Raw genomic sequence first — 25,809 nt, 5'->3', positions numbered from 1 at the left:
GAGATTCCGGTGAGGCTGTGAACCCCGCGTTAACGGGGCCGCACAATCCCGGCGGAACCCCCGCCGATAGGGTCGGGGACCGTGGCGAACAAGAACATTCCCGACTCCGGCTTCTCCGACGACGACGGCTCCGCCGATCCCCGGCTGAGCGCGGCGCTGGCGGCCTGGGCCGGGGACCGCACCGCCGTCGGGCCGGTCCTCGCGGCGCTCCGGGACGCCCGGCTGCTCGTCCCGGTCGTGGCCGTCCTGGGTGAGGTCGAGGAGGACACGAACGGGCTGCGCCGCGAGAAGACCAGCGACATGGCCGTACCGACCCTGAAGGCCGGCGGCCGCACCGCCCTGCCCGCCTTCACCTCGACCGGCACACTGGCCCGCTGGGACCCCGAGGCCCGCCCGGTGGCCGTACCGCTGCACCAGGCGCTGCGGGCGGCGGCGCACGAGAACGCGGACACGGTGGTGCTGGACCTGGCCGGTCCCGTCACCTTCGAACTGACGGGACCGGCGCTGCTCGCGCTGGCCGAGGGCCGTACCAGCGTCGACCCGCTCGCCGATCCGGCGGTCAGGGAGGCGGTACGGGCCGCGGTGTCCGCCGAACCCGGCATCGTACGCGCGTACCTCGGTCCCGGCGGGGCCGACGGGACCCTCGCCCTCGTACTCGATCCGGCCGTGAGTCCGGCCGAGGCCGGGCAGTCCGTCGCCCGGCGGATCGCCGCCGACGAAACACTGAGGGCCCGCCTGGTGCGCGGCCTCGACCTGGCACTGCTGCCGGCCGGGACGGCGCCCGCGGGCGAGCCCTTGTACGAGCGGGTATGAGTGTGGGCGCGGGGTCAGGTGTGCGTACGAACCCGGGTGTGCGTGCGAGTCCGGGTGTGCTTACGAGCCCGGGTGTGCGTACGAGTCCGGGTGCGGGTCAGCCGTAGATCGGGCCGGTGTACTTCTCGCCCGGGCCCTGGCCCGGCTCGTCCGGCACCACGGACGCCTCGCGGAACGCCAGCTGGAGCGACTTCAGACCGTCGCGCAGCGGGGCCGCGTGGAACGAGCTGATCTCCGTCGCCGAGCCGTCCATCAGCCCCGCGAGGGCGTGGATCAGCTTGCGGGCCTCGTCGAGGTCCTTGTGCTTCTCGCCCTCCTCGGTGAGACCGAGCTTCACCGCGGCGGCGCTCATCAGATTGACGGCGACCGTCACGATCACCTCGACCGCGGGGACCTCCGCGATGTCGCGGGTCATGGCGTTGAAGTCGGGAGTCTCTTCACTCATGGCCCACACGATAGGGCCAGGGCGGAGCAGGGCCCCAGAGGGCCTCGGTTAGCCGTACTCCCGGGGAGCTGCTAACCTTGTGTAACGACCGGTCGGACACGTATGCCTCACGGCGCACGAGCCCGGCCCACAAGTGGAGGCTTTCGAACTCCCACCTGACCGCCCTCACGGGTGTCGGGTCACCGGTCAGACGGCATCGCCCTTCCGGCGCGGTCCGTCCGAAAGCGCGCCCCGCGGTCTCCGCGGCGGTGTTCCGGTAGTTCGAGGAGCCCCGCCCGTGATCGTCCGGGGCATTTTTTGTGCGTCGGCGCGGTTAGGTCTTACGAAAAGAGACGTTACGCGGCAGTCCGCCAGACCGTCGCGTGGTGCTACCGAGGAGGATCCATCAGCGCCGAGCCCCGCATCAACGACCGGATTCGCGTTCCCGAAGTGCGACTTGTCGGTCCCAGCGGCGAGCAGGTCGGGATTGTTCCGCTTGCCAAGGCCCTTGAGCTTGCTCAGGAGTACGACCTCGACCTGGTCGAGGTGGCGGCGAACGCTCGCCCGCCCGTCTGCAAGCTCATGGACTACGGGAAGTTCAAGTACGAGTCGGCCATGAAGGCCCGTGAGGCGCGCAAGAACCAGGCGCACACGGTCATCAAGGAGATGAAGCTCCGGCCGAAGATCGACCCGCACGACTATGACACCAAGAAGGGTCACGTCGTTCGGTTCCTCAAGCAGGGCGACAAGGTCAAGATCACGATTATGTTCCGTGGTCGCGAGCAGTCCCGGCCCGAGCTGGGCTACCGGCTGTTGCAGCGGCTCGCGGAGGACGTCCAGGACCTCGGTTTCGTCGAGTCGAACCCGAAGCAGGACGGCCGAAACATGATCATGGTTCTCGGTCCGCACAAGAAGAAGACCGAAGCGATGGCCGAAGCCCGCCAGGCGCAGGAAGCCCGCAAGGCGGAAGCGAAGGCCAACCCGGGCCGCTCGCAGAACGCCGCGGAGACCGACGCCGTCGAGGACGAGGCCGAGGTCGAGGTTCCCGCCGAGGCCACCGCCGAAGCGTGATCCCGGGGGACGCGAGTCCCCAGGACGTAACCGAAACAAGCGACGCTCCACCGTGCCCGGTTTTCACAACCGGGCACCGGAGCGCCACCGACGAGGAGAGAACGGCGCTATGCCGAAGAACAAGTCGCACAGCGGTGCCAGCAAGCGCTTCAAGATCACCGGCTCCGGCAAGGTGCTCCGTGAGCGCGCCGGCAAGCGCCACCTGCTCGAGCACAAGTCGTCCCGTCTGACGCGCCGTCTCACCGGCAACGCCGAGATGGCCCCGGGCGACGCCAAGAAGATCAAGAAGCTTCTCGGCAAGTGATGCCGGGCGCGCGATCCGCGCCCGACCTCTGACCGGGACCCAAAACGTTTCCGGGTCGCGTGAGTCCAACCGCGGCCCCGCTACAAGGAGTTAACAAGTGGCACGCGTCAAGCGGGCAGTCAACGCCCACAAGAAGCGCCGGGCGATCCTCGAGGCGGCCTCCGGCTACCGCGGTCAGCGTTCGCGCCTGTACCGCAAGGCCAAGGAGCAGGTCACCCACTCGCTGGTCTACAACTACAACGACCGCAAGAAGCGCAAGGGCGACTTCCGTCAGCTGTGGATCCAGCGCATCAACGCCGCTGCCCGCGCCAACGGCATCACCTACAACCGCTTCATCCAGGGTCTGAAGGCCGCGAACGTCGAGGTGGACCGCAAGATCCTCGCCGAGCTGGCGGTCAACGACGCGAACGCGTTCGCCGCGCTCGTCGAGGTCGCGCAGAAGGCGCTGCCGGCGGATGTGAACGCGCCCAAGGCCGCGTGACGCTGCGCTGGCTTTTGCCGGTGAGTTCGGGACCCGCAGGTTGATGCCTGCGGGTTCTGTTGTTGCGGGGGTTGGGGACGGGGTTGTTCTTCGGGTGCGGCCCGGTGAGGGCTGGTCGCGCAGTTCCCCGCGCCCCTGAAAACCCGTAGCGGCACCCGGCCCCTCGATCAGAACATCCGAACCTCGAAGGTGAACCATGGCTTCCGGCAGTCCCGATCTCATCTCGCCCCGGTCTCCGCGCGTCGCCGCCGCCCGCCGGCTGGCCAAGCGGAATTTCCGGGGGAAGGACCGGCTGTTCCTCGCGGAGGGACCGCAGGCGGTGAGGGAAGCCGGGGCGCAGCCCCGCACACTCGTCGAGCTGTTCGCCACCCTCGACGCCGCGGAGCGCTACGCCGACATCGTCGGTGCCGCCCGCGACACCGGCGTCCGGATCCACCTCGCCGACGAGCAGGTCATCGCCGACATCTCCACGACAGTGACCCCGCAGGGCCTCGTCGGGGTGTGCCGGTTCGTCGACACCCCGTTCGAGGAGATCCTCCGGGCCCGGCCCAAGCTCGTCGCCGTACTCGCGAACGTCCGCGACCCCGGCAACGCCGGCACCGTCCTGCGCTGCGCGGACGCCGCCGGCGCCGAGGCCGTTGTACTGACCGACGCGTCCGTCGATCTCTACAACCCCAAGGCCGTCCGCGCCTCCGTCGGATCGCTGTTCCACCTGCCCGTCGCCGTGGGCGTCCCCGTGGAGGAGGCCGTCGACGGGCTCAGGGGGGTGGGCGTGCGGGTGCTCGCCGCCGACGGCGCCGGGTCGCACGACCTCGACGAGGAGCTGGACAACGGCACCATGGGCGGCCCGACCGCCTGGGTCTTCGGCAACGAGGCCTGGGGGCTCCCGGAGGAGACCCGCGCGCTCGCCGACGCCGTCGTGAGCGTCCCCATCCACGGCAGGGCCGAGAGCCTGAACCTGGCCACCGCCGCAGCCGTATGTCTCTACGCGTCGGCCCGTGCACAGCGTGCCCCCAGAGGCTGCCGGACCGTAACCGGAAGCTAGTAGGGTGACCAGCTCGGAGGCCTCCTGCGCCGGCTGAGAGGTGGGGTACGGGGATGAGTGTCGGTACGAGCAGCGCGCCGGGAGCACCCCTGCGGCGCTCCGCCGCGTCCCGGCCGGCCGCGGACCCGGCGGGCCTCGGCATCGACCCCGACGAACTGCCCGACGGGCTCGTCGTCGCCGACGAAAACGGCCAGGTCGTCTGCTTCAACCGCGCCGCCGAGCGGATCACCGCCCTCGCCGCGGCCGACGCCCTCGGCCGCCGGCTGGACAAGGCGCTGCCCCTGGAGGACCTGGAGGGGCGCCGCTGGTGGCAGCTGACCGACCCCTACGGCGGCCTCGCCATCCGGGTCCGCCAGCCCGAACGCAACCTGCTGCTGCCCGGCGGCCGGGAAGTCCTGGTCTCCGCGCGGTACGTGCGCGAGGCGCCCACCGGACCGGTGCGCCGCCTCGTCGTCTCGCTGCGCGACACCGAGGCCCGCCGCCGCACCGAGCGCAGCCACGCCGAACTCATCGCGACCGTCGCGCACGAACTGCGGTCCCCGCTCACCTCGGTGAAGGGCTTCACCGCCACCCTGCTGGCGAAGTGGGAACGGTTCACCGACGACCAGAAGCGGCTGATGCTGGAAACCGTCGACGCCGACGCCGACCGGGTCACCCGGCTCATCGCCGAGCTGCTCGACATCTCCCGCATCGACTCCGGACGCCTGGAGGTGCGGCGCCAGCCGGTCGACATGGGCGCCGCCGTCGGCCGGCACATCCAGGCGTACGTCGCCGCGGGACTGTCCGCCGACCGGTTCCTGCTCCGGGTCGAGCAGCCGCTGCCCATGCTGTGGGCCGACCCCGACAAGGTCGACCAGGTGCTCAGCAACCTCATCGAAAACGCGGTGCGCCACGGCGAGGGAACCGTCACCATTGACGTCACGCCCGCCGAATCCCCGCGTGAGGGGGAGGAGGCCGGCACGTCGGTCACCGTGAGCGACGAGGGCACCGGCATCCCGGAGGAGTCCATGAACCGCGTCTTCACCCGCTTCTGGCGGGGCAGCAAGCGCGGCGGCACGGGCCTTGGGCTGTACATCGTCAAGGGCATCGTCGAGGCCCACGGCGGCACCATCACGGTCGGCCGCGGCCCCCAGGGCGGCGCCGAGTTCCGATTTACGTTGCCCGTGGCCACCCCGGCGTATCTCGTCTGACGGCCACGGGCGCATTCGGATATCCACACCCCGTTAGACTCGGCCTTTGGCACCTTTGTGTCCCACAGACGGCCCATCGCGTCGGATTCCCGAGTCGATGACGGGGACCTCCAGCCAGCCAATCGGAAGCACGGGAAGAGATGTCGGCACCGAATAAGTCGTACGACCCTGTCGAGGTAGAGGCGTTGAAACCGGAAGAGATCGAGCGCATGCGGGACGAGGCGCTCGCCGCCTTCGCCGCCGCGGGCTCCCTCGACGCGCTCCAGGAGGCGAAGGTCGCCCACACCGGCGGCACCTCCCCGCTGTCCCTCGCCAACCGCGAGATCGGCGCCCTGCCCCCGCACGCCAAGGCCGCCGCCGGCAAGCTGGTCGGCCAGGCCCGGGGCGCGGTCAACAAGGCCCTGGCCGTGCGCCAGAGCGAACTGGAGGCCGAGCGGGACGCCCGCGTGCTGGTCGAGGAGGACGTGGACGTCACCCTGCCGTACGACCGCGTACCGGCCGGCGCCCGCCACCCGCTGACCACCCTCTCGGAGCGCATCGAGGACGTCTTCGTGGCCATGGGCTACGAGGTCGCCGAGGGCCCCGAGGTCGAGGCCGAGTGGTTCAACTTCGACGCGCTGAACATCGGGCCGGACCACCCGGCCCGCGGCGAGGCCGACACGTTCTTCGTCCGCGGGGAGAAGGGCGGCACCGAGTCCGGTGTGGTGCTGCGCACCCACACCTCGCCCGTGCAGATCCGCTCGCTGCTCGACCGTGAGCTGCCGGTGTACGTGATCTGCCCCGGCCGCGTCTACCGCACCGACGAGCTGGACGCCACGCACACCCCGGTCTTCCACCAGGTCGAGCTGCTCGCCGTCGACGAGGGCCTGACCATGGCGGACCTCAAGGGCACCCTCGACCACATGGTGCAGTCGCTGTTCGGCGCGGACATGAAGACCCGGCTGCGGCCGAACTTCTTCCCCTTCACCGAGCCGTCCGCCGAGATGGACATGGTGTGCTACGTGTGCCGCGGCGAGTCCGTCGGCAACCCCGACCGGCCCTGCCGCACCTGCTCCAGCGAGGGCTGGATCGAGCTGGGCGGCTGCGGCATGGTCAACCCGCGGGTGCTGGCCGCCTGCGGTGTCGACCCGGAGAAGTACAGCGGCTTCGCCTTCGGGTTCGGCATCGAGCGGATGCTGATGTTCCGCCACAACGTCGAAGACATGCGAGACATGGTCGAGGGTGACATCCGGTTCACCCGGCCCTTCGGGATGGAGATCTGATGCGGGTCCCGCTTTCCTGGCTGCGGGAGTACGTCGACCTGCCGGCCACCGAGACCGGTCGTGACGTCCAGGCCAGGCTCATCTCGGCCGGCCTCGAGGTCGAGACGGTCGAGCACCTCGGCGACGGCCTCAAGGGCCCCCTGGTCGTCGGACAGGTCCTGACCATCGAGGAGCTGGAGGGCTTCAAGAAGCCGATCCGCTTCTGCACGGTCGACGTCGGACGGGCCAACGGCACCGGTGAGCCGCAGGAGATCGTCTGCGGCGCCCGGAACTTCGCCGCCGGCGACAAGGTCGTCGTCGTCCTGCCCGGCGCCACCCTGCCGGGCGGCTTCTCGATCTCCGCCCGCAAGACGTACGGCAAGACGTCCCACGGCATGATCTGCTCCAGCGACGAGCTGGGCATGGGCGACGACGGCACCAAGGGCATCATCGTGCTGCCGCCCGAGACCGAGGTCGGCAAGGACGCGATCGAGCTGCTCGAACTCGTCGACGAGGTGCTGGACATCGCCGTCACCGCCAACCGCGGCGACTGTCTGTCCATCCGCGGCGTCGCCCGCGAGACCGCCATCGCCTACGGTCTGCCGCTGCGCGACCCGGCGCTGCTCGACGTGCCCGCGCCCAACGCCTTCGGCTACCCGGTGAAGGTCGACGAGCCGCTCGGCTGCGACCGCTTCACCGCCCGCACGGTGACCGGCCTGCACCCCGAGGCCCGCTCCCCGATCTGGCTGAAGCGCCGGTTGCAGAAGGTCGGCATGCGCCCGATCTCACTCGCCGTCGACGTCACCAACTACGTGATGATGGAGCTCGGCCAGCCGCTGCACGCCTACGACCGCGGACTGGTCCAGGGCACCATCGGCGTCCGCCGGGCGGCCGAGGGCGAGAAGATCGTCACCCTCGACGGCGTCGAGCGGAAGCTGCACGCCGAGGACCTGGTCATCACCGACGACCGCGGGCCCATCGGCCTCGCCGGCGTCATGGGCGGCGCCGACACCGAGATCGCCGACCACGACACCGAGAGCACCACTACGGACGTGGTGATCGAGGCCGCGCACTTCGCCGCGGTGTCGATCGCGCGCACGGCCCGCCGCCACAAGCTGTCCTCCGAGGCGTCCCGGCGCTTCGAGCGGGGCGTCGACCCGCAGGCCGCGTCGGCCGCCGCCCAGCGCACGGTCGATCTGCTGGTGCTGCTCGCGGGCGGCACCGCCGAGGCCGGTGTCACCGAGGTCATCGCGCCGTCCGCGCCGCACACCATCGCGCTGCCGGCCGACCACCCCGACAAGGTCGCGGGTGTCGAGTACGGCCGCGAGACCGTCGTACGCCGCCTTCAGCAGGTGGGCTGTGACGTGTACGGGCAGGACGAGTTGATCGTCACTGTGCCGTCGTGGCGGCCGGACCTGCTGGAGCGCAACGACCTGGCCGAAGAGGTCATCCGCCTGGAGGGCTACGAGAACCTGCCCTCCACACTGCCCCGGCCCACGTCGGGCCGTGGTCTGACCGACCGGCAGCGGCTGCACCGCCGGGTCGGCCGGGCGCTGGCCGGCGCGGGCTATGTCGAGGCGCCGAACTACCCGTTCGTCTCCGAGCAGGTCTTCGACCAGCTCGGCCTCGACGCCGACGACCCGGCCCGCCGGGTCGTGAAGCTGGCCAACCCGCTCAACGACGAGGAGCCCGCGCTCCGTACGTCGCTGCTGCCGGGCCTGCTCGGCGCGCTGCGGCGCAACGACGGGCGTGGCTCGCACGATCTGGCCCTGTTCGAGACCGGGCTGGTCTTCCTGCCGCGCGAGGAGCCCGGCGCCGCCGTGCACCTCACGGTGGACCGCCGCCCGACGGACGAGGAGATTGCGTCGCTGAACGGCACCCTGCCCGAGCAGCCGCGCCATGTCGCCGTTGTCCTCGCGGGCGCCCGCGAGCAGGCCGGCTGGTGGGGCCGGGGCCGTCCCGCGGACTGGGCCGACGCCGTCGAGGCGGGGCGCGCCGCCGCCCGCGAGGCCGGGGTCGAACTGGCCGTCCGCAAGGGGCAGTACGGGCCGTGGCACCCGGGCCGGTGCGCCGAGTTCGTGGTCGTCGCGGACGGCACCGAGCGGGTCGTCGGACACGCCGGTGAGCTGCACCCGCGGGTCGTCAAGGCGCTGGGTCTGCCGGAGCGGACCTGTGCGATGGAGCTGGACCTGGACGCGGTCGCCGCCGCCGGGGACGGTGTGCTTCAGGCGCCCCGGATCTCGTCGTTCCCCGTCGCCACGCAGGATGTCGCGCTGGTCGTGGACCGGCCCGTGCCGCACGACGAGGTCGAGGCCGCGTTGCGTGAGGGTGCGGGGGAACTCCTTGAGGGGATCCGGCTGTTCGACGTGTACGTGAATGACGAGCAGTTGGGGGAGGGGAAGAAGTCGCTGGCCTATGCGTTGCGGTTCCGTGCGGGGGATCGGACGTTGACCGTGGATGAGGCTTCTGCCGCTCGTGACGCCGCGGTTGCCCTTGCCGGTGAGCGGGTCGGGGCCGTCCTTCGGGGCTAGGGCTTGCCCTTTGTGGGGTGCGCCCGAGGGGCGGGGAGTTGTGTGACTGGTCGCGGCTGCGGGTTCGTTGTGGCTTGTCGCGCAGTTCCCCGCGCCCCTGGGCGCAGTTCCCCGTGCCCCTGGCAGCGTGCGGTTGCCCCTTCTCCAGCCGTGGACCGCGTGCATAAATGCGCGGCGTGGATGGTCACCTCACTCGATCGGGTGACAAGGTCGGGCGATGTGGGCCTATCGGGGCATGTGGTCGACAGAATCGGACCGGCCTTTCTGGGCCGTCTGCGCTGTCAGGGCCTACATGGGGGGCCATCGGCATGATCCGGATCAGGGTCGGGGTGCCCTACCGACGGCGGCTGCGGCGCTCGCTCGCGCTGGGGCTGCCGGCGGCATGGGGTGCCGTGGCGATCACGTACAAACTCACCTGCCCGCTTGCGCAGCACACGGAGCTGGGTGCGCGGATCGTCACGAGTGCGGTGTTCTTCGCGGTCGGCACGGGGCTGGTGCTCCATGTCCGCCGCAGTGTGCTGGTCGAGCTGAGGCAGGTCCGCAAGGTGGCCGGCGCGGCCCAGGAGGCGCTGCTGCGGCCGCTGCCGCCGCGGGTCGACGGGCTGGCCGTCGCGGCGGCCCAACTCTCCGCCGAGCGGGGCGCGTTCGTCGGCGGCGATCTGTACGAGGTGATCGCCACCGAGCACGGCGTCCGGGTCGTCATGGGTGATGTCCGCGGGCACGGGCTGGCCGCGATCGGGACCGTCGCGGCCGTGCTGGGCAGCTTCCGGGAGGCCGTGCACGACGAGTGCGAACTCGGCGGTGTGCTGCGCAGGCTGGAGCGGGCGCTGGCCCGGCATCTGTGCGAGCGGGCCCGTGCCGGGCATCCCTCGGCCGGTGGTGACCCGGACTCCCCGGTCGCCGAGGAGTTCGTCACCGTACTGCTGCTGGAGATCCGGCCGGACGGTGCGGTGTCCGCGCTCAACTGCGGGCACCCGTGGCCGTATCTGCTGCGCGGCTCCCGGGTCGAGCCACTCGCCGTCGCCGAACCGCTGCCCCCGCTCGGGCCGTTCCCGCTGCCGGCCGAACTGCCCGCCGAACCGGTCGGCGAACTGCTGCCGGGGGACACGCTGTTCCTGCACACGGACGGTGCCGAGGACGGCCGGGACGCCCATGGCCGGTTCTTTCCGCTCGTCGAGGCGCTCACCGCGGCCGTACGCGACGGACCACGCACCCCGCAGGGGGTGCTCGGCGCGGTCTACACCCGGCTGTTGCGGCACACCGGCGGCTCGCCGGGCGACGACGTGGCCATGCTGGTGCTGCGCAACGACCGCATAAGCGCCGCCGTACGGCAGCCCGGTGAACCGGTCGGACACCGGGCGCACCGCGTCACATGACGTCGAGGCCGCGAAGCGTCATGCGGTCCCCCGCGGCGCGCCCGGCGCTCCCGCCCGGTCACCGGTGTGTCCCCCGTCGAAGCGGCGGCGGCGCCGTCCGCCCCGCCACGGAGTGTCGGGCAGGCGGCCGGGCGGACGGCGCGGAAACGGGCCGCCGCACTGTACGAGGGGGAGCCGGCGGCCCAGCCGGCCTCTTGACGAGGCATTTCAGTCAACCGGTTGGAAACTCTCCGCAACAGTGCGCACACAGCCCGAATACGGGCACTCGCTTCACACCCCGTGTGAATCCGTTCTCGCTACGCTGTCGGCACCGAGCCTCCGGGGGGCACGAATGCAGCCCAACACTCTGCTGGACGCGATCCTGGACGAGGCCGGGATCTCGCACGCCGGCCTCGCCGCCCACGTCAACCAGGCCGGCCGCCCGCGCGGACTGGCCCTGCGCTACGAACACACCGCCGTCGCCCGGTGGTTGAAGGGCCAGCGGCCCCGCGGCCAGGTGCCCGACCTGATCTGCGAGGTGCTTGCGGCCCGGCTGCACCGGACCGTGACCCTCGACGACATCGGCATGGGCGTACCCGGCGAACCCGCCTCGCCGCACGCCGGTTCCCTGTCCGGTTTCGTCGAGCGGGCCACCGCGCTGTGGCGCTCCGACGAGCAGCAGCGGCCGCACATACTGGGCGCCCCCGCGGTCACCGGGACGCCCGCGGTGATGCCGGTCTGGGAGTGGGAGAACCCGCCCGAGGACAACGACGTCTCGCGCGGCGGCCGGCACCGGGTCACCCCGGCCGACATCGACATGCTGCGCTCCGCGCGCTCCCACTACGAGCAGATGTACCGCAAGGCCGGCGGGGTGGCGACCCGCACCCGGATCGTCGGATTCCTCAACGCCGAGGCGGCCCCCCTGCTGCGCGGCAGCTACACCGACGCGACCGGCCGCCAACTGCACCGCGCCACCGGAGGACTGGTGGCGATCGCCGGGATCTGCGCCTACGACTCCGACGCGCACGGCCTGGCCCAGCGCTACTTCCACCAGGCGCTGCGGCTGGCGAAGGCCAGCGGGGACCGGGGACTCGGCGCGTATGTGATCGCGCTGCTGGTCAACCAGGCGCTGTTCATGCGGGAGTACCGCCAGGCGGTCGCCTTCGCCGAGGCCGCGCTGCGCGCCGCGGGCAAGCACATCACGCCGGCGCTCGCCTCCGACCTGTACGCGATGCAGGCGAAGGCGTACGCCCACCTCGGCGACGGCACGAGCGCGCTGTCCTGCATCCGGCGGGCGGAGACGGCCGCCGAACGCATTCGGCGCGGGTACGAACCCGACGAGACGGGCTATGTCCAACCCGGCCTGGTCAACGTCCAGGTGGCGGAGGCGCTGCTCAGCCTCGGCGAGCTGGCGGCGGCCGCGGAACACGCGACGGCGGCCGTGGACAATCCGGCGCACGACCGGGGCCGGGTGCACCGGCTCGCGATGCTCAGCACGATCGAGCTGCGCCAGGGCAACGCGGACAAGGCCGTGGCCACCGCGGTGCGGATGGCCGAGCAGGCGCGCGGGATGGAGTCCCAACGGCTGCGGGACAGGCTCCGCGCGGTGCGCGAGTACCTGGTCCGCAGCGGTGGCGCGGGCACCTCCGAGGCCGCCGAACTGATCGACGGGGCCCTGCGCGTACCGCTCTAGACGGCCGCGGGGGGCGTGGCCCGCCGGGTACCCGCCGGGCGGGACTGCGCCCGCCCCTGCACCGTCGGCCGCTCCTTCTGCGCCTGCTGCCGAACCGCTCCTGCTGCGATATTGCCACTTACTCGGCGGAAGGTGGCAGAACCGTGCAGTGGACGAAACAGAGCGAACAAACTGTGTATGAAAACCGCTGGTTCAGCGTCAATCTCGCAGATGTCGAGCTGCCGGACGGCCGGCACCTCGACCACTTCCTCATACGACTGCGGCCCGTTGCCGTGGCCACGGTGGTCAACGAGGCCAACGAGGTCCTCCTGTTGTGGCGCCACCGGTTCATCACCGACAGCTGGGGGTGGGAACTGGCCGCGGGTGTGGTCGAGGACGGCGAGGACATCGCCCTCGCGGCCGCCAGGGAACTGGAGGAGGAGACGGGCTGGCGGCCGGGACCTCTGCGCCACCTGATGAGCGTGGAGCCGTCCAACGGACTCACCGACGCCCGGCACCACATCTACTGGGCCGACGAGGGCGAGTACATCGGGCACCCGGTGGACGACTTCGAGTCGGACCGCAGGGAGTGGGTCCCCCTCAAGCTCGTCCCCGACATGGTCGCCCGCGGTGAGGTCCCGGCCGCCAACATGGCGGCCGCGCTGCTCCTGTTGCACCATCTCCGGCTCGGCCAGGACGTGTTGCCCCAGGGCGGGGTCAGGCCCCCCACCACGTCCCGGCCGCGCCCGGTCAGCCCTTGAAGACCTGCCAGGCCGTCACCACGAGGGCGCCCAGGGCCGCGATGACCGCGATCGAGGGCAGCGGCCAGCGGGTGTGCTCCAACGTGGCGATACGGCTGTTCAGTTCGTCCAGCTCCTTGGCGGTCTCCTCGGTGCGGTGGCTGAGCAGGGCCAGCCCGCCCTCGACGCGGGTGTAGGCCACGTCGAGCCGGCGTCGTAACTCTGCGAGTTCCCCGTGAACCACGGGATGCTCGGGATCGGCGGTCACGTGTCCGCTCCTTTCCGTAGTCGTTCACATCCCTTGCATGCGCACCACGAGTGAACTCGCCTGGTGGGCACGTGGGGAGAGTGTGCGACGGGCATATGCGAGCAGGGCGCGCACACGGTGTGTGAATACGGCGGGCCCGGCACCGAATCGCGGTGCCGGGCCCGTTCCTGGCCGGAAAATGACCGTCGGTAATCAGCCGTAGGGATAGAACCCCGAGCCGCTCTTCCGGCCCAGCCGGCCGGCGTCGACCATGCGCTGGAGCAGCGGGGGAGCGGCGTACAGCGGCTCCTTGTACTCCTCGTACATCGAGTACGCGACCGAGGCGACCGTGTCCAGACCGATCAGGTCGGACAGCTTCAGCGGACCCATCGGGTGGGCGCAGCCCATCTCCATGCCGTTGTCGATGTCCTCACGGCTCGCGATGCCCGACTCGAACATCCGGATCGCGGAGAGCAGATACGGGATCAGCAGCGCGTTGACCACAAAGCCCGAGCGGTCCTGGGCGCGGATGGCGTGCTTGCCGAGGGTCTTCTCGGTGAACAACTGCGCCCGGCTGATCGTGCCCTCGGACGTGGTCAGCGCCGGGATCAGCTCGACGAGCTGCTGCACGGGGGCCGGGTTGAAGAAGTGGATGCCGACGACCTGGTCGGGGCGGGAGGTGGCCACCGCGAGCCGGACCAGCGGGATCGAGGAGGTGTTGGAGGCGAGAATCGCGTCCGGGCGCGTCACGACCTGGTCGAGCACCTGGAAGATCTCGGTCTTGACCTGCTCGTTCTCCACCACGGCCTCGATCACCAGATCGCGGTCGGCGAACTCGCCCAGGTCGGTGGTGAAGGTGAGCCGCGCCTGCGTCGCGTCCCGCTCCTCCTCCGTGATCTTGCCGCGCTCGGCCGCCTTGTCCAGGGAGTTGAACAGCCGGGTGCGGCCGAACTCCAGGGCCTCGCCGGTGGTCTCCGCCACCTTCACGTCCAGTCCGGCGCGGGCGCACACCTCGGCGATGCCCGCTCCCATCTGGCCGCAGCCGACCACTCCGACGCGCGAGATGTCTCCCGCGGGGAAGTCCGTCACTTCGTCCCCTTCGCTGATCTACGGCAGGTAGGCAGCCCGCCATGTTCCGGCAGTCTGCTCCGTTCGAGCACGTTACCCGCAAGTTTCGATGATCGATCGCGTGGGTGCGGGCATTCTGGGACCCGAGGACGGTCCGTGACCGCACGGATCCGCAGCGTATGGGGGTGTGAGTCATGGGACGGCTGTCCCGACGGGCGTTCGCGCTGGCCGCGTTGTCGACCCTGGTGATGGGAGGGGACGCGAGCGCCGCGGCGCCCCTTCGCCGGGCGCGCGCCGAGACCGGGGAGATGCGGGGTGTCTGGCTGGCGACCGTCACCAACCGCGACTGGCCCTCGCGCACCGGCCTCACCGCGGCCCAGCAGCGCACCGAACTGATCACCCACCTCGACCGGGCCGTCCGGTCCGGTCTCAACACGGTGATCTTCCAGGTGCGGCCGTCGGCCGACGCGCTGTGGCCCTCGGCGTACGAGCCGTGGTCGCAGTACCTCACCGGGACCCAGGGCAAGAACCCCGGCTGGGACCCGCTGGGCACCGCCGTCGAGGAGGCGCACCAGCGGGGGCTGCAACTGCACGCCTGGTTCAACCCGCTCCGGGTCGCGCTGCACACCGACCCGACCCGGCTGGTCGCCTCGCACCCGGCCCGCCGCAACCCCGACTGGGTCGTGGCCTACGGCGGCAAGCTCTTCTACAACCCGGGCCTGCCCGAGGTCCGCGCCTTCGTGCAGGAGGCGATGCTGGACGCGGTCGCCAGGTACCCGGTCGACGCCGTGCACTGGGACGACTACTTCTACCCGTACCCGCAGGCCGGGCAGACCTTCGACGACGACGCCGCCTTCGACGCGTACGGCGGCGGCTTCCGCACCCGCGCCGACTGGCGCCGGGACAACATCAACAAGCTGGTGCGGGAGATGGCCGCGGGGATCGAACGCGTCCGGCCCGGCACCCAGTTCGGCATCAGCCCCTTCGGTGTCTGGCGCAACGCGTCCACCGACCCGCTCGGCTCCGACACCCGCGCCATGCAGGCGTACGACGACATCTACGCGGACACCCGCCGCTGGGTGAAGGAGAACTGGGTCGACTACATCTGCCCCCAGCTGTACTGGCACATCGGCTACGAGATCGCCGACTACGCCAAGCTCGTGGCCTGGTGGGCGGGCGTCGCGAAGGGCACCGGCACCCGGCTGTACGTGGGGGAGGCGCTGTACAAGGCGGGGGACCCGGCGCAGCCGGCCGCCTGGCAGGATCCGGCCGAACTCTCCCGGCACCTCACCCGCGCCGCACAGCACGCCGAGGTCCGCGGACATGTCTTCTTCGCGGCCAAGGAGGTGGGGACGGACCGGATCGGCGCGATGGCCCGGGTGGTCGCCGACCACTACGGGGAGCGGGCGCAGGCGCCGCGGTGAGTGCGGGGCGGTCGTCGCCCACAGGGCGCCCGCGGCGATCGTGCGCCTCACCTCAGGACCCGGCAGCGGCGATCGTGACCCCTACCTCAGGACTCCTGCCCCCAGCTCATGACCCGGCAGCGGCGATCGCGAGCCTCACCTCAGGACCCGGCCGCGGCAGTTCTGACCCTCACCTCACGACCCGGCCGCGGAGGATGATGCGGCTGGGGTGGGCCAGGGCGGCGGCGTCCCGGGTGGGGTCGGTGTCGTAGGCGACCAGGTCGGCGGGGGCGCCGTCGACCAGGCCGGGCAGGCCGAGGTAGGAGCGGGCCGACCACGAGGCCGCGCCCAGGGCCGCCTCGGCCGGCAGGCCCGCGCGGACCAGCCACTCGATCTCCGAGGTGACCGTGCCGCACGGGAAGCTGTCGGTGCCGGCCAGGATCGTGACTCCGGCCTCGTGGGCGGCCCGTACGTTGGGCGGCATCCCGTCCCAGCCGGTGAGCAACCAGTCCCGGCGGGCGCTCGGTTCGGCGGCCCGCGCCCGGTCGGCCGCGGCGCCGAAGACGCCGAGGGTGGGGACGAGCGCCGTGCCCTGGTCCGCCATCCGGTCGATCAGGTCCGGGTCCAGGTGCATACCGTGCTCCAGGCTGTCGACCCCGGCGAGGACGGCGTTGTGGCAGCCCTCGGTGGTCTGGCAGTGCACGGCCACCCGGCCGCCGATCGAGTGCACGGCCTCGACGAGCGCGGTCAGGATCTCCAGCGGCAGCGCGGGCTCGTCGTGCTTCCAGTCCCCGATGACCTTGCACCAGCCGGAGGACGCGGTGGCCTCCTCGACGGCCGCCCGGACCACGTCCGCCTCGCTCACCTCCCGCCCGAAGCCGGGGAAGAACCGCCCCGGGGTGGCCAGCCACCGTCCGGCCGAGCGGACGCGGGGCAGCTCCGGGTCCTCGTCCACCCAGTCCGGGATGCGGGCCGCGGACCCGGGCGTGCGCACCAGCAGCACCCCGGCGTCGCGGTGTTCGGTCAGATGCCGCCGCAGCGTCGCGTCGCTGAACGGGGTCTCGGTGTCCTCGGTGCCGGGGTGAGTGTGCGCGTCGACCAGACCGGGCAGCAGCCAGCCGCCGTCGACGACACGGTCGGCGTCCGGGGCGGTACCGGCCCTGAGCCGGTCGCCGTCGATCCAGAAGGACCGCTCCTCCCGCTCGGGCAGTACAACGCCGCGCACTTGCAGCACCACCGGTGGCCTCCCCGTGAACTCACCCGCACCTGGTCGATCTCGCCGAGTCTACGAGGGTGACGGCCGGGCCGCGTGGAACACGAACGGCCCCGCGGAAGCCGTGACTTCCGCGGGGCCGCTCGCCGGTGGTTCAGTCAGGGGCGGCCGAGCCGTCCCGTTCCGGCGTCCCGGTCACTTGCCGTAGTAGGCGTTGTAGATCGACAGCGTCGACTTGTTGTTCTTCTTGTCGGTGATGTTGGCCTTGAGGGAGATGCTCTTCCCCTTGGCCGGGTTCTTGACGGTGATCTTGCCGCTCCTGACCTCGGTCTTCTTCCAGGTCTGGCCGGCGTCGTAGGAGACGTACACCTCAAGGGACTTGAGGTTGCTGCCCTTGGCGGCGCCCTCGACGACGACCGGGAAGGTGGCCGTGGCGTTCGCGGTGACCTTGCTGTCGGCGCCGGTGGCCGCCTGGAAGCGGACCGTGGAGGCCGGCAGGTGCGTCAGCCCCGAGGTCTTCTTGGAGCGGAACGTCCAGCCGGCGTCGATCCGGGTGGACGCCTCGGCGACCTTGGCGCTGCGCTTGACCGAGGTGGTCAGGCGGTACTCGGCGTCACCGGCCGGAACCTTGAAGGGGTCCCCGCCGAACAGCGGGTCGGAGTTGGAGCCGACCTTGGTGCCGTTGCGGTACAGGGTGGTCGTCGCCGAGTCGTACGCCGACGAGCCGACGTTCTTCTTGGAGTCGGTGAACAGCGGGATCGAACCGACGATGTCGTTGCCCTCACGGAACAGTCCGTAGGAGCTGTTCAGAGTCGGGCCGAACACGGCACGGTTGACGGTCTTCGTGTAGGTCTGACCGCCCTTGAAGGCTTCCTTGGAGCTGATCCCGTAGCCCACCTCGGCGATCGGCCCGCCCTCCGGGTCGCGGCCGCCGTTCTGGTCGAAGCTCAGGTCCCACTTCGCGCCGTTCACCGCGGACAGGTACAGCGTGCGGGTGCCGGGCAGCTTCTGCTCGGGAGTGAGGGAGGTGGCACCCGAGACGTCGGGCAGCCAGCCGTACGCGATGACGGTGCCGGTCTTGCCGGGTGCCGGCGCGCCCGCGTTCACCTTGACGGTGGCCAGTTCGGAGGCCTTGTAGTGCTTGGTGAAGCCGGTGGCCAGCTGCTTGACCTTGCCGCCGGCGATGGTCGAGTACTGCTTGTCGGCACCCTTGAGCCAGTGGTTGTCGAACTGCTGCACAAGCGTGCCGTCGGTGATCTGCGGACCGAGGTGCGCGGTACGGACGTTGGTGTACGAGTCCAGCAGCCAGGTGAAGCTGGCCCCGGCGTCACCTTCGGCCACCTCGTAGCTCGCCACCGCGAGCTGCTGCTTGGCGGCCGCGTCGGGCACGGTGACGTCGACCGGCTTGGCCTTGCGGGCGTCCACCGTGAGCGTGGTGTTCTTGTTGAGGTTCAGCTTCGGCTGCGCGATCCAGTCGGCACCCTTGGTGAGGTCCTCCGGGTCCACGAAGACGCTGGAGTCGAAGACGTACACACCCTTGGGCAGGCGCAGCTTGACCGTGCCGGAGTTCTCGTTCCAGACCGGGTACTCCTTGTACAGCGCAAGGCCGCTCAGACCCGAGAGGAAGCTGTTGTAGTTGCGGGCCTCCTTGCCGTCACGGCCGATGTGCTTGACGGTGAGGTCGTACGACTCGATCTCGCGCTGCACGCCGGCCGCCGTACGGACGGTCTGCCCGCCGCCGGTCGCGACGACGTAGGCGGAGTAGGCGCCGTCGACCGTGCCGCCGAGCTTGGTGTTGACGGTGACGTCGACGGAGGCGGTGCCGCCCGCGGGGACGGTGACCTTGGTCGCGCCGAGCTTGAAGAAGCCGGCCGGAGCGGCCTGGCCCTTGGGGTTGGTGGCCGTGGACGCCAGGTTCAGCGTCACCGCCGCCGTACCCGTGTTGCGGTAGGTGAGCTTCTTGGTGACCGGGGTGTCGTCGGTGTGCGGCCAGGACTGGGTGCCGAAGCTCACCGAGACCGGCTCGGCGAACACGGTCTGCTTGATCGCCTTGTCCACCTGGATCCGGCCCGAACCCTGCTCGAACACCGAGTACTTGCCGCCCTTGGTGGAGGCGGTCAGCGCGGCCTTCAGCTCGGTGTACGTCCAGTCCGGGTGCTGCTGCTTGAGGATCGCGGCGGCACCGGCCACATGCGGGGTCGCCATCGACGTACCGTCGATCGTCAGATAGCCGGCCGGGTTCTCGCCGAACTGACTCGCCAGGAGGCTGCCCTTGGCCGAGGCGGCGGTGATGGCGACGCCGGGCGCGGTGACGTCCGGCTTGATCGCACCGTCGAGACGCGGACCCGTGCTGGAGAAGTCGGCCAGTTCGTCCTTGTCGTCGACCGCGCCCACGGTGAGGGCGGCCTCCGCGCTGCCGGGCGAACCGAGGCCCTGGGGACCGGCGTTGCCGGCCGCGATGGCGAACAGCACGTCCTTCTCGGCGGACAGCCGGTTGACCGCGCCCTCCACCGGGTCGATCCCCGGTGTGTCCTCCTGGCCGAGGCTCATGTTGATGATGTCGGCGCCCTGTGCGGCCGCCCACTCCATGCCCGCGAGGATGCCCGAGTCGTCACCGAAGCCGGTGTCGTCGAGGACCTTGCCGTTGAGGATGGTCGCGCCGGGCGCGACACCCTTGAACTTGCCGCCCGACTTCGCGCCGGTGCCCGCCGCGATCGACGCGACATGCGTGCCGTGGCCGTACTTGTCGCTCGCGTCGGCGGCCCCGGTGAAGTTCTTCGACTCGACGACCTGCGTCTTCAGGTCCGGGTGGGTGGTGTCCACACCGGTGTCCAGGACGGCGATCTTGACGCCCTTGCCGTCGAACCCGGCGGACCAGGCCTTCGGGGCACCGATCTGCGGGACGGACTTGTCCAGGGCCACCTTGCGGACCCCGTCGAGCCACACGTGGGCGATGCCCGAGGCGCTGCGGTCGCCGTTGGTGACGGCCGCCCACAGGTCCGGGGCGTCGTCCTTCGGCGTCTGCACCGCGTCCGCGTTCAGCGACTTCAGCGACTGCCGCAGCGTGCCCGCGTCGCGCACGTCGGACTTGGCCGCGCTCGCGGCGCCCTTGTAGCCGACGATGACCTTCAGGCCGTTCTTCTGGGCCTTGCGGTTCGCCGCCTTGTTCAGCTCGGTGACGTCGAACAGCCGCTGGTCCAGCGTGCCGTTGGCCACCAGATGGGCCGCGTCCGCGGGAATCACCAGGGTGTGGCCGTCGGCGCGGCGGACCTGGACGGGTATCCCCTCACGGCCCTTCGCGGGCTCCAGACCGGTGACCCGGCCCTTCGCGTCCAGCGCCACCCGGTCACCGGTGATCAGCGTGACATGGTGCCTCGCCACGGCCTGTCCGGCACGGGTGGCACTCGGTTCGGCCTCTGCGGACGCCGGGTTGGTCAGACCCGCGGCGAGGGCCACTGCGGCGGCCGCGGCGACGGTCGCCGCACCCGCTCTCTTGAATTGTCTGCGCAAAACTCCCCCAGAAAACGGTTCTCCGGGTGCGCGATGGCGTTCACCCGGCCGGGGGTGGTCTTGTACACGTGTCTGTGCACCCCCCGGACCTCGAAGTATGCCGGGGGGATCACGTGCCTCAATGGGATGCTCTGTCACGACTTCGCTATAAGGAGTCTGTGGGGCACGTGGGTTGAGCCTGTGCGGAGATGCCGCGGGTGGTCGCCGGCCACCACGGGCGGTCGGCGACCGTGCCGCGCCGGATCACCGTCCGGCACCGGTCCGTGAGCGCCGCTTCAGCCGCGTGCCCGTTGGGTGACGGCGATGCAGACGAGGACCGCGGCGGCCGTCAGCGGGGCGGCGGGCGTCAGTTGCTCGCCGAGCAGCAGCACCGACCACACCAGCGTGAGCAGCGGCTGGGCCAGCTGCAACTGACTGGCCTTGGGGATGCCGATGGCCGCCATGCCCCGGTACCAGACCACCAGGCCGAGGAACTGCGAGCCCGCCGCCACCCAGACCAGCCCGGTCACGCTGTGCGCGGTCAGCCGCACCGGCTCCTGCGCGAGGGCGAGCGCCGCGGCCGGCACACCGATCGGCAGACACAACACCAGGGCCCAGCCGATCACCTGCCAGCCGGGCATCACCCGGGCCAGCCGGCCGCCCTCGGTGTAGCCCGCGGCGCACACCAGCAGCGCCGCGAAGAGACAGGCGTCGGCGGTGGTGAGCGCGCCGCCGCTCTGCTGCACGGTGAACGCCAGCACCTCGGCGGCGCCCACGACGGCCGCCGTCCAGAAGGTGCGTGAGGGACGGTGGCCCATCCGCAGCGCGGACGCCAGCGCGGTGGTCAGCGGCAGCAGGCCCACCACCACGGCCGCGTGCGCGGTGGTGGAGGTCTGGAGCGCGAGTGTGGTCAGCAGCGGGAAGCCGATCACGACCCCGCCGGCCACCACGACGAGGCCCGGCCAGTGCGCCCGCGCGGGCGGCGGTACCCGCAGGACCAGCAGACAGGCGCCCGCGATCAGCGCCGCGAGGACACTGCGTACGGCCACCAGCGACCACGGCCCGAAACCCTCCAGGCCCCACGCGGTGGCCGGGAAGGTGAGCGAGAAGACGGTGACGGCGAGGGCGGCCTGGACGGTACCGAAGGAGGTGCCGCGGTGACTGCCGACCGCTATCGGGCTCGACGCGATAGCGCTATCCTGTGCTCTCATGCAAGAGAGTAGCAGCGTCGTTGAACTGGCGAATCGGCTCCGCGGGGAAGTGGACCGCTACTCGCCTGGTGGAAAGCTCCCGTCGAGCCGCGCGCTCGTCGAGCGCTTCCGGGTGAGCCCGGTGACCGTCTCGCGCGCCCTCGCGCAGCTCGCCGCCGAGGGCCTGGTGGTGACCCGGCCCGGGGCCGGCGCCTTCCGTGCCGGGCCCCGCACGCCGCTCGTGGCACAGGGCGACACCTCCTGGCAGGAGGTCGCGCTGAGCGCCGACGGCGCCGCCGACCTCGTACCGCGGACCGTCGACGCGTCCGGCGTCGTCGTCTGCCTCGCCGCTCCGCCGCCCGGTGTCATCGAGTTCAGCGGCGGCTATCCGCATCCCACGCTCCAGCCCGAGAAGGCGATGGCCGCGGCGCTGTCCCGGGCCGGCCGGCGCCCCGGTGCCTGGGGCCGGCCACCGCTGGACGGACTGCCCGAGCTGCGCTCGTGGTTCGCGCGCGGCATCGGGGACACCGTCACCGCGGCCGACGTGCTGATCTCGGCGGGCGGCCAGTCCGCGCTGACCACCGCACTGCGCGCGCTCGCCCCGCCCGGAGCACCGGTGCTGGTCGAGTCGCCCACGTACCCCGGCATGCTGGCCATCGCCCGCGCCGCCGGACTGCGTCCGGTGCCCGTACCGGTCGACGCCGACGGGGTGAAGCCGGCCCTGCTCGCCGACGCCTTCCGCGCCACCGGCGCCCGGGTCTTCGTCTGCCAGCCGCTGTTCCAGAACCCCACCGGCGCTGTCCTCTCCGCCGAGCGTCGCCCGGAGGTGCTGCGCATCGCCCGCGCGGCCGGCGCCTTCGTCGTCGAGGACGACTTCGTACGGCGGCTGGTGCACGAGGACTCCGGGCCGCTGCCCCGGCCACTGGCCGCCGACGACCCCGACGGTGTCGTCGTCCACGTCGCCTCGCTCACCAAGGCGACCTCGCCGAGTTTCCGGGTCGGCGCCCTCGCCGCGCGCGGACCCGTACTGGAACGGCTGCGTGCCATCCAGGTCGTGGACACCTTCTTCGTGTCCCGGCCGCTCCAGGAGGCCACGCTCGAACTCGTCGGCTCGCCCGCCTGGCCGCGCCATCTGCGCACCCTGTCCGCCGAACTCCGGGGCCGCCGCGACGCCATGACCGCGGGCCTGCGGCTGCACCTGCCCGAACTCGCCCTGCCGCACATCCCGTCCGGCGGCTACCACCTCTGGCTGCGGCTGCCCGAGGGCGCCGACGAGACGGCCCTGCACTCGGCGGCCCTGCGCGCGGGCGTCGCCCTCACCCCGGGCCGCGCCTACTTCAGCGCCGAACCACCAGCCGCGCACGTCCGGTTGAGCTTCGCCGCGGTGGCCGGCACCGCTGAGATCACGGAGGGCCTGCGACGGCTCCGTACCGCCTGCGACGAGGCGCTCGGCGCCGCCGAAACCGTTCGACACACCCCGCCGGGGCTGTGAGGATCCCGCCATGACCGACTCCACCGACTCCACCGCCGCCGCCGGCCTCGCCGAGGGCTACGAGATCTCCACCGACCGCGACCGCGTCGACGCCGGACGCGTCCACCACTGGCTGTCCACCGATGCCTACTGGGCGATCGGACGGCCCCGCGAGACCCAGGACCGCGCCATCGCGGGATCCCTCAACTTCGGGGTGTACAACACGGCGACGGGCGACCAGGTCGCCTACGCGCGGGTCGTCACCGACGGGGCGACCTTCGCCTGGCTGTGCGACGTGTACGTCGACCCCGGCGTGCGCGGCAAGGGCATCGGCACGGCGCTGGTGGCGGCGGTACGCGAGGAGCTGCGGCCGTACGGCGTGCGCCGGGTCCTGCTGGCGACGCACGACGCCCACGAGGTGTACGAGCGGGTGGGGTTCGAGGCGCTGGCGAAGCCGGAACAGTGGATGGTGCTGACCTTCTGAGCGGCGGGCGGCTCACGGAACCGGCCATTGGCGGCTTCCGGCCGGTGGGCCGTTTTGCGGTTCTTGTCGGCCTGGTCCTGACCTTCCAGTAAGGCCTTGCGTACCCTCGGTAGCTCATAGGCGCCGGACCTTGACCTGGGCACATTCCAGGCACACGATCCCCGCATGGCACTTCGGGTCACCTTCGTCGCCGCCGCCCGCAGCTCCCCCCTGCTCGCCGAGGCCTTCGAGGACGATCGGCCGCTCGACCACGCGGGCTGGGACGAGGTGCAGCGCGTCGCCCGCGACCTGGTGCCCCTCGCGGCGGCCGAGCTGCGCTACTGCTCACCGACCCCGCGCAGCCGCGCGACCGGCGACGCCCTCGGCTACGCCCCGCTGGTCCAACCGGCCCTGCGGGACTGCGACATGGGCCGCTGGCGCGGGCTGACGCTGGGCGAGGCGATGGCGCGCGAGCCCGAGGCGGTCGACGCCTGGCTCTCCGATCCGCGCAGCACACCGCACGGCGGCGAGTCCCTGATCACCTTCATCCTCCGGGTCGGCGGCTGGCTGGACACCCGGCCCGTGGAGGACGGCGTCCGCATCGTCGCCGTCGCCGAGCCGTCGGTGATCCGCGCGGCCCTCGTCTACGCGCTCAAGGCCCCGCCGACGACGTACTGGAACCTGGACGTCCGCCCCCTGTCGACGACCACCGTCACCGGTCACTCGGGCCGCTGGAACCTCCGCTTCGACGCGTCCCCGGCCCGCTCGGCGATCTAGGGCGTGGCTGACAAATGATCACTTGGCCGGCTCGTCCGGCAGACAGGTGCGCCGACCGGGGCCGTCCGCGACCGCGGAGGGCGACCTCATCGAGGCGGGGCGATGCCACGGAGGCCGGGAATGGCCACGCCGTAGAATCGCGGGTCCAGGCGAAGCGCCGGGCCGGGATTCCGGCACCGGTGTGAGGGAGGGGTCGGGATGTTGTTCGGTTCGAGGAAGAAGAGCATCGAGATGATGGCGCGGGTCAGGCCCGACCTGAGTCGGGAAGCGCTCGGCGTCGGGCCGGACTTCCCGGGCATCGCCCCGAACCCCCTCCTGAACGGTGACGCAAGGAAGCGCAATGCGGAACTGCGCACGGGGGCGCTCGCGCTCGGCGTTCTCGTCGACTGGCGGGAGGTCAACAGCAATCCACGCGTGGTCATGCTGTTCGACGTGGAGACCGTCGACGGCATCTCGTTCCGCGGTATCGCGGACGAGGGCCTCACGATCACCGAGCTCACCCGACTCGCCCAGGGACAGACGATGCCCGTGCGCTACCGGCCGGCCGTCATGGACCACTGCGTCGCCCTCGCCCGGGACGCGGACCCCGCTCAGGTGCAGCAGCTCTCCGACGAGATCGCGAGCCGCAAGCGGACCTGACGTTCGTAGTCGGTCACGAGCAGCAGGTCCTTCGCGGGGCCGCCCACCCGCCAGACCGTGCGCCAGTGGTTCTCGTCGGTGACGGTGAACTCGCCGCGGTAGAGGTCGGCCGAGCAGGGGTGGTCGGCGATGTGCCGTCCCGACGTCAGGTCCAGGTCATGGAAGGGGCGGCCGTCCGCGAACCGTACGTCCGCCGTGCCCGGCGCGGCGCCCGGCAGGAACCGCAGCGTCCGCTCGGCCCGCCGGGGCTCGCCGCGCCAGACGAACGTGCCCGACTCGTGGTGCAGCAGCCCGCCCCCGTCCAGCGTCTCGAAGGACGTGGTCCCCGTGAACCGGCCCTCGTCACCGCCGCCGAGATCGCGCACCACCCGCTCGACCCGCCAGTCCCCGGCCAGATACGCCAGCACCTCCGGCACCGGCCACAAGTCGCCCACGCGGCACCGCTCTCCGTCCGTCCTCGAGCCCCCGCCCCCGCCATTGTGCGGTCCGGGTGTCAGCAGACGGGGCCGGGGGCGGTCGCGGTCGCCCTGAGCAGGTCGCGCACGAGGTCGTAGTCGATCCGGTCGGGCCGGCGGAACCGCAGACAGCCCTTGCCCATGTCGTGCCCGGCGAGCCGCGCCTCGAAGGCGTCACGCACATCGCCGCGCATCAGATAGAACGCGACGTACTGCTTCTGCCCGGCGAAGGCGATCTCGCCGGTGCCGTCCCGCTCGTACACGGGCATGCCGTACGCCATCACCTCGCGGAACCCCGTCAGCTCGGCCCGGCACAGCGCGCGCAGCCGCGTCAGCGCGTCGCGCTGCGCCTCCTGCGCCTCGTCGAGATACGCGTCGACCGTCGCTGCCGTGCTCTGCACCATGCGGCGAGCCTAACGGGGGACCGCCGGCCGGGACCCGGTTGTGCCGGGACTCGGGCCCGCTGGGCCGGCTCGGAGAGCAGGGAGAGGGCGTCGCACCAGGCCAGGGCACTGGTCTCGGCGTCC

General features: G+C 71.5%; 24 protein-coding genes. 16 read left to right on the top strand and 8 right to left on the bottom strand.

The window, feature by feature from the left end; all coding sequences use genetic code 11:
- The first annotated feature begins 81 nt into the window (after window positions 1-81).
- Window positions 82-813 carry an SseB family protein gene (locus ACIQAC_RS20685; RefSeq protein WP_402193093.1) on the top strand — a complete coding sequence of 244 codons (732 nt, stop codon included), beginning with the start codon at window positions 82-84 and terminating at the stop codon, window positions 811-813.
- Between the two features lie 97 nt (window positions 814-910).
- Here the strand turns inward: ACIQAC_RS20685 and ACIQAC_RS20680 are convergent, their stop codons facing one another.
- Window positions 911-1,258 carry a DUF1844 domain-containing protein gene (locus ACIQAC_RS20680; RefSeq protein ID WP_402193091.1) on the bottom strand — a complete coding sequence of 116 codons (348 nt, stop codon included), beginning with the start codon at window positions 1,256-1,258 and terminating at the stop codon, window positions 911-913.
- Between the two features lie 384 nt (window positions 1,259-1,642).
- Between ACIQAC_RS20680 and infC the strand changes: the two genes are divergently transcribed.
- The 10 genes from infC (at window position 1,643) to ACIQAC_RS20630 (ending at window position 12,888) form a co-directional block, all read left to right on the top strand.
- Window positions 1,643-2,308 carry a translation initiation factor IF-3 gene (infC, locus tag ACIQAC_RS20675; protein WP_402193407.1) on the top strand — a complete coding sequence of 222 codons (666 nt, stop codon included), beginning with the start codon at window positions 1,643-1,645 and terminating at the stop codon, window positions 2,306-2,308.
- A gap of 109 nt (window positions 2,309-2,417) precedes the next feature.
- On the top strand, window positions 2,418-2,612 hold the full coding sequence (gene rpmI / locus ACIQAC_RS20670; RefSeq protein ID WP_003947156.1) for a 50S ribosomal protein L35: 195 nt from the start codon (window positions 2,418-2,420) through the stop codon (window positions 2,610-2,612).
- Between the two features lie 97 nt (window positions 2,613-2,709).
- Window positions 2,710-3,093 carry a 50S ribosomal protein L20 gene (gene rplT / locus ACIQAC_RS20665; RefSeq protein ID WP_010350261.1) on the top strand — a complete coding sequence of 128 codons (384 nt, stop codon included), beginning with the start codon at window positions 2,710-2,712 and terminating at the stop codon, window positions 3,091-3,093.
- A 196-nt stretch (window positions 3,094-3,289) separates the two neighbouring features.
- A complete protein-coding gene (locus tag ACIQAC_RS20660) occupies window positions 3,290-4,138 on the top strand; it encodes a TrmH family RNA methyltransferase (protein ID WP_402193089.1) in 849 nt (282 codons plus the stop codon).
- A gap of 53 nt (window positions 4,139-4,191) precedes the next feature.
- Window positions 4,192-5,328: an ATP-binding protein gene (locus ACIQAC_RS20655; RefSeq protein ID WP_402193087.1), complete on the top strand. Its 1,137-nt coding sequence runs from the start codon at window positions 4,192-4,194 to the stop codon at window positions 5,326-5,328.
- A gap of 140 nt (window positions 5,329-5,468) precedes the next feature.
- On the top strand, window positions 5,469-6,590 hold the full coding sequence (pheS, locus tag ACIQAC_RS20650; RefSeq protein ID WP_402193086.1) for a phenylalanine--tRNA ligase subunit alpha: 1,122 nt from the start codon (window positions 5,469-5,471) through the stop codon (window positions 6,588-6,590).
- The gene (gene pheT, locus ACIQAC_RS20645) at window positions 6,590-9,100 is read left to right on the top strand and encodes a phenylalanine--tRNA ligase subunit beta (RefSeq protein ID WP_402193084.1); all 2,511 of its coding nucleotides are present in this window, start codon (window positions 6,590-6,592) and stop codon (window positions 9,098-9,100) included. Before pheS ends, pheT begins: the two co-directional genes overlap by 1 nt.
- Window positions 9,101-9,408: 308 nt before the next feature.
- Window positions 9,409-10,476 carry a PP2C family protein-serine/threonine phosphatase gene (locus ACIQAC_RS20640; protein WP_402193083.1) on the top strand — a complete coding sequence of 356 codons (1,068 nt, stop codon included), beginning with the start codon at window positions 9,409-9,411 and terminating at the stop codon, window positions 10,474-10,476.
- Window positions 10,477-10,807: 331 nt separating this feature from the next.
- The gene (locus ACIQAC_RS20635; RefSeq protein WP_402193081.1) at window positions 10,808-12,148 is read left to right on the top strand and encodes a transcriptional regulator; all 1,341 of its coding nucleotides are present in this window, start codon (window positions 10,808-10,810) and stop codon (window positions 12,146-12,148) included.
- A 143-nt stretch (window positions 12,149-12,291) separates the two neighbouring features.
- Entirely contained in the window at window positions 12,292-12,888 is a 597-nt protein-coding gene (locus ACIQAC_RS20630; RefSeq protein ID WP_402193080.1) for an NUDIX hydrolase, read from the top strand.
- Here ACIQAC_RS20630 and ACIQAC_RS20625 read toward each other — a convergent pair.
- Both ACIQAC_RS20625 and ACIQAC_RS20620 read right to left on the bottom strand, forming a co-directional pair.
- Window positions 12,878-13,135 carry a hypothetical protein gene (locus ACIQAC_RS20625; RefSeq protein ID WP_402193078.1) on the bottom strand — a complete coding sequence of 86 codons (258 nt, stop codon included), beginning with the start codon at window positions 13,133-13,135 and terminating at the stop codon, window positions 12,878-12,880. The genes ACIQAC_RS20630 and ACIQAC_RS20625 overlap by 11 nt on opposite strands.
- Window positions 13,136-13,327: 192 nt before the next feature.
- Window positions 13,328-14,203: a 3-hydroxybutyryl-CoA dehydrogenase gene (locus tag ACIQAC_RS20620; RefSeq protein WP_402193077.1), complete on the bottom strand. Its 876-nt coding sequence runs from the start codon at window positions 14,201-14,203 to the stop codon at window positions 13,328-13,330.
- A 173-nt stretch (window positions 14,204-14,376) separates the two neighbouring features.
- Here ACIQAC_RS20620 and ACIQAC_RS20615 point away from each other — a divergent pair, with 173 nt between their 5' ends.
- The gene (locus ACIQAC_RS20615) at window positions 14,377-15,606 is read left to right on the top strand and encodes a glycoside hydrolase family 10 protein (protein WP_402193076.1); all 1,230 of its coding nucleotides are present in this window, start codon (window positions 14,377-14,379) and stop codon (window positions 15,604-15,606) included.
- Window positions 15,607-15,775: 169 nt separating this feature from the next.
- On the opposite strand, the gene ACIQAC_RS20610 is transcribed toward ACIQAC_RS20615, so the two are convergent.
- From ACIQAC_RS20610 to ACIQAC_RS20600, 3 genes are all read right to left on the bottom strand, one after another.
- Window positions 15,776-16,822 carry an amidohydrolase family protein gene (locus tag ACIQAC_RS20610; RefSeq protein ID WP_402193075.1) on the bottom strand — a complete coding sequence of 349 codons (1,047 nt, stop codon included), beginning with the start codon at window positions 16,820-16,822 and terminating at the stop codon, window positions 15,776-15,778.
- Window positions 16,823-16,993: 171 nt separating this feature from the next.
- Window positions 16,994-20,308 (bottom strand): S8 family peptidase, encoded by a 3,315-nt coding sequence (locus tag ACIQAC_RS20605; RefSeq protein WP_402193073.1) that lies wholly within the window; start codon window positions 20,306-20,308, stop codon window positions 16,994-16,996.
- Between the two features lie 275 nt (window positions 20,309-20,583).
- Window positions 20,584-21,498 carry a DMT family transporter gene (locus tag ACIQAC_RS20600; protein ID WP_402193072.1) on the bottom strand — a complete coding sequence of 305 codons (915 nt, stop codon included), beginning with the start codon at window positions 21,496-21,498 and terminating at the stop codon, window positions 20,584-20,586.
- On the opposite strand from ACIQAC_RS20600, the gene ACIQAC_RS20595 reads away from it, so the two are divergent.
- The 4 genes from ACIQAC_RS20595 to ACIQAC_RS20580 all read left to right on the top strand — a co-directional run bounded on the left by ACIQAC_RS20595 (window position 21,497) and on the right by ACIQAC_RS20580 (window position 24,827).
- Complete coding sequence (locus tag ACIQAC_RS20595) at window positions 21,497-22,969, top strand: PLP-dependent aminotransferase family protein (protein WP_402193071.1); 1,473 nt, start codon at window positions 21,497-21,499, stop codon at window positions 22,967-22,969. The genes ACIQAC_RS20600 and ACIQAC_RS20595 overlap by 2 nt on opposite strands.
- 10 nt (window positions 22,970-22,979) lie before the next feature.
- The gene (locus ACIQAC_RS20590; RefSeq protein ID WP_402193070.1) at window positions 22,980-23,432 is read left to right on the top strand and encodes a GNAT family N-acetyltransferase; all 453 of its coding nucleotides are present in this window, start codon (window positions 22,980-22,982) and stop codon (window positions 23,430-23,432) included.
- A 165-nt stretch (window positions 23,433-23,597) separates the two neighbouring features.
- Complete coding sequence (locus ACIQAC_RS20585; protein WP_402193068.1) at window positions 23,598-24,188, top strand: histidine phosphatase family protein; 591 nt, start codon at window positions 23,598-23,600, stop codon at window positions 24,186-24,188.
- A 198-nt stretch (window positions 24,189-24,386) separates the two neighbouring features.
- Window positions 24,387-24,827: a hypothetical protein gene (locus ACIQAC_RS20580; protein ID WP_402193067.1), complete on the top strand. Its 441-nt coding sequence runs from the start codon at window positions 24,387-24,389 to the stop codon at window positions 24,825-24,827.
- Here ACIQAC_RS20580 and ACIQAC_RS20575 read toward each other — a convergent pair.
- A complete protein-coding gene (locus tag ACIQAC_RS20575) occupies window positions 24,779-25,261 on the bottom strand; it encodes a DUF6314 family protein (RefSeq protein WP_402193066.1) in 483 nt (160 codons plus the stop codon). The two genes, ACIQAC_RS20580 and ACIQAC_RS20575, sit on opposite strands and share 49 nt — an antisense overlap.
- A gap of 59 nt (window positions 25,262-25,320) precedes the next feature.
- The gene (locus tag ACIQAC_RS20570; RefSeq protein WP_402193064.1) at window positions 25,321-25,686 is read right to left on the bottom strand and encodes an iron chaperone; all 366 of its coding nucleotides are present in this window, start codon (window positions 25,684-25,686) and stop codon (window positions 25,321-25,323) included.
- Window positions 25,687-25,809: the final 123 nt, after the last annotated feature.

Origin of the sequence: Streptomyces sp. NPDC088387 (genome assembly GCF_044753385.1) — a bacterium.
In the GTDB taxonomy this organism is placed as follows: Bacteria; Actinomycetota; Actinomycetes; order Streptomycetales; family Streptomycetaceae; genus Streptomyces.
Note: the sequence above shows the minus strand (reverse complement) of the source record. Positions and strands in the feature narration are given on the sequence as shown.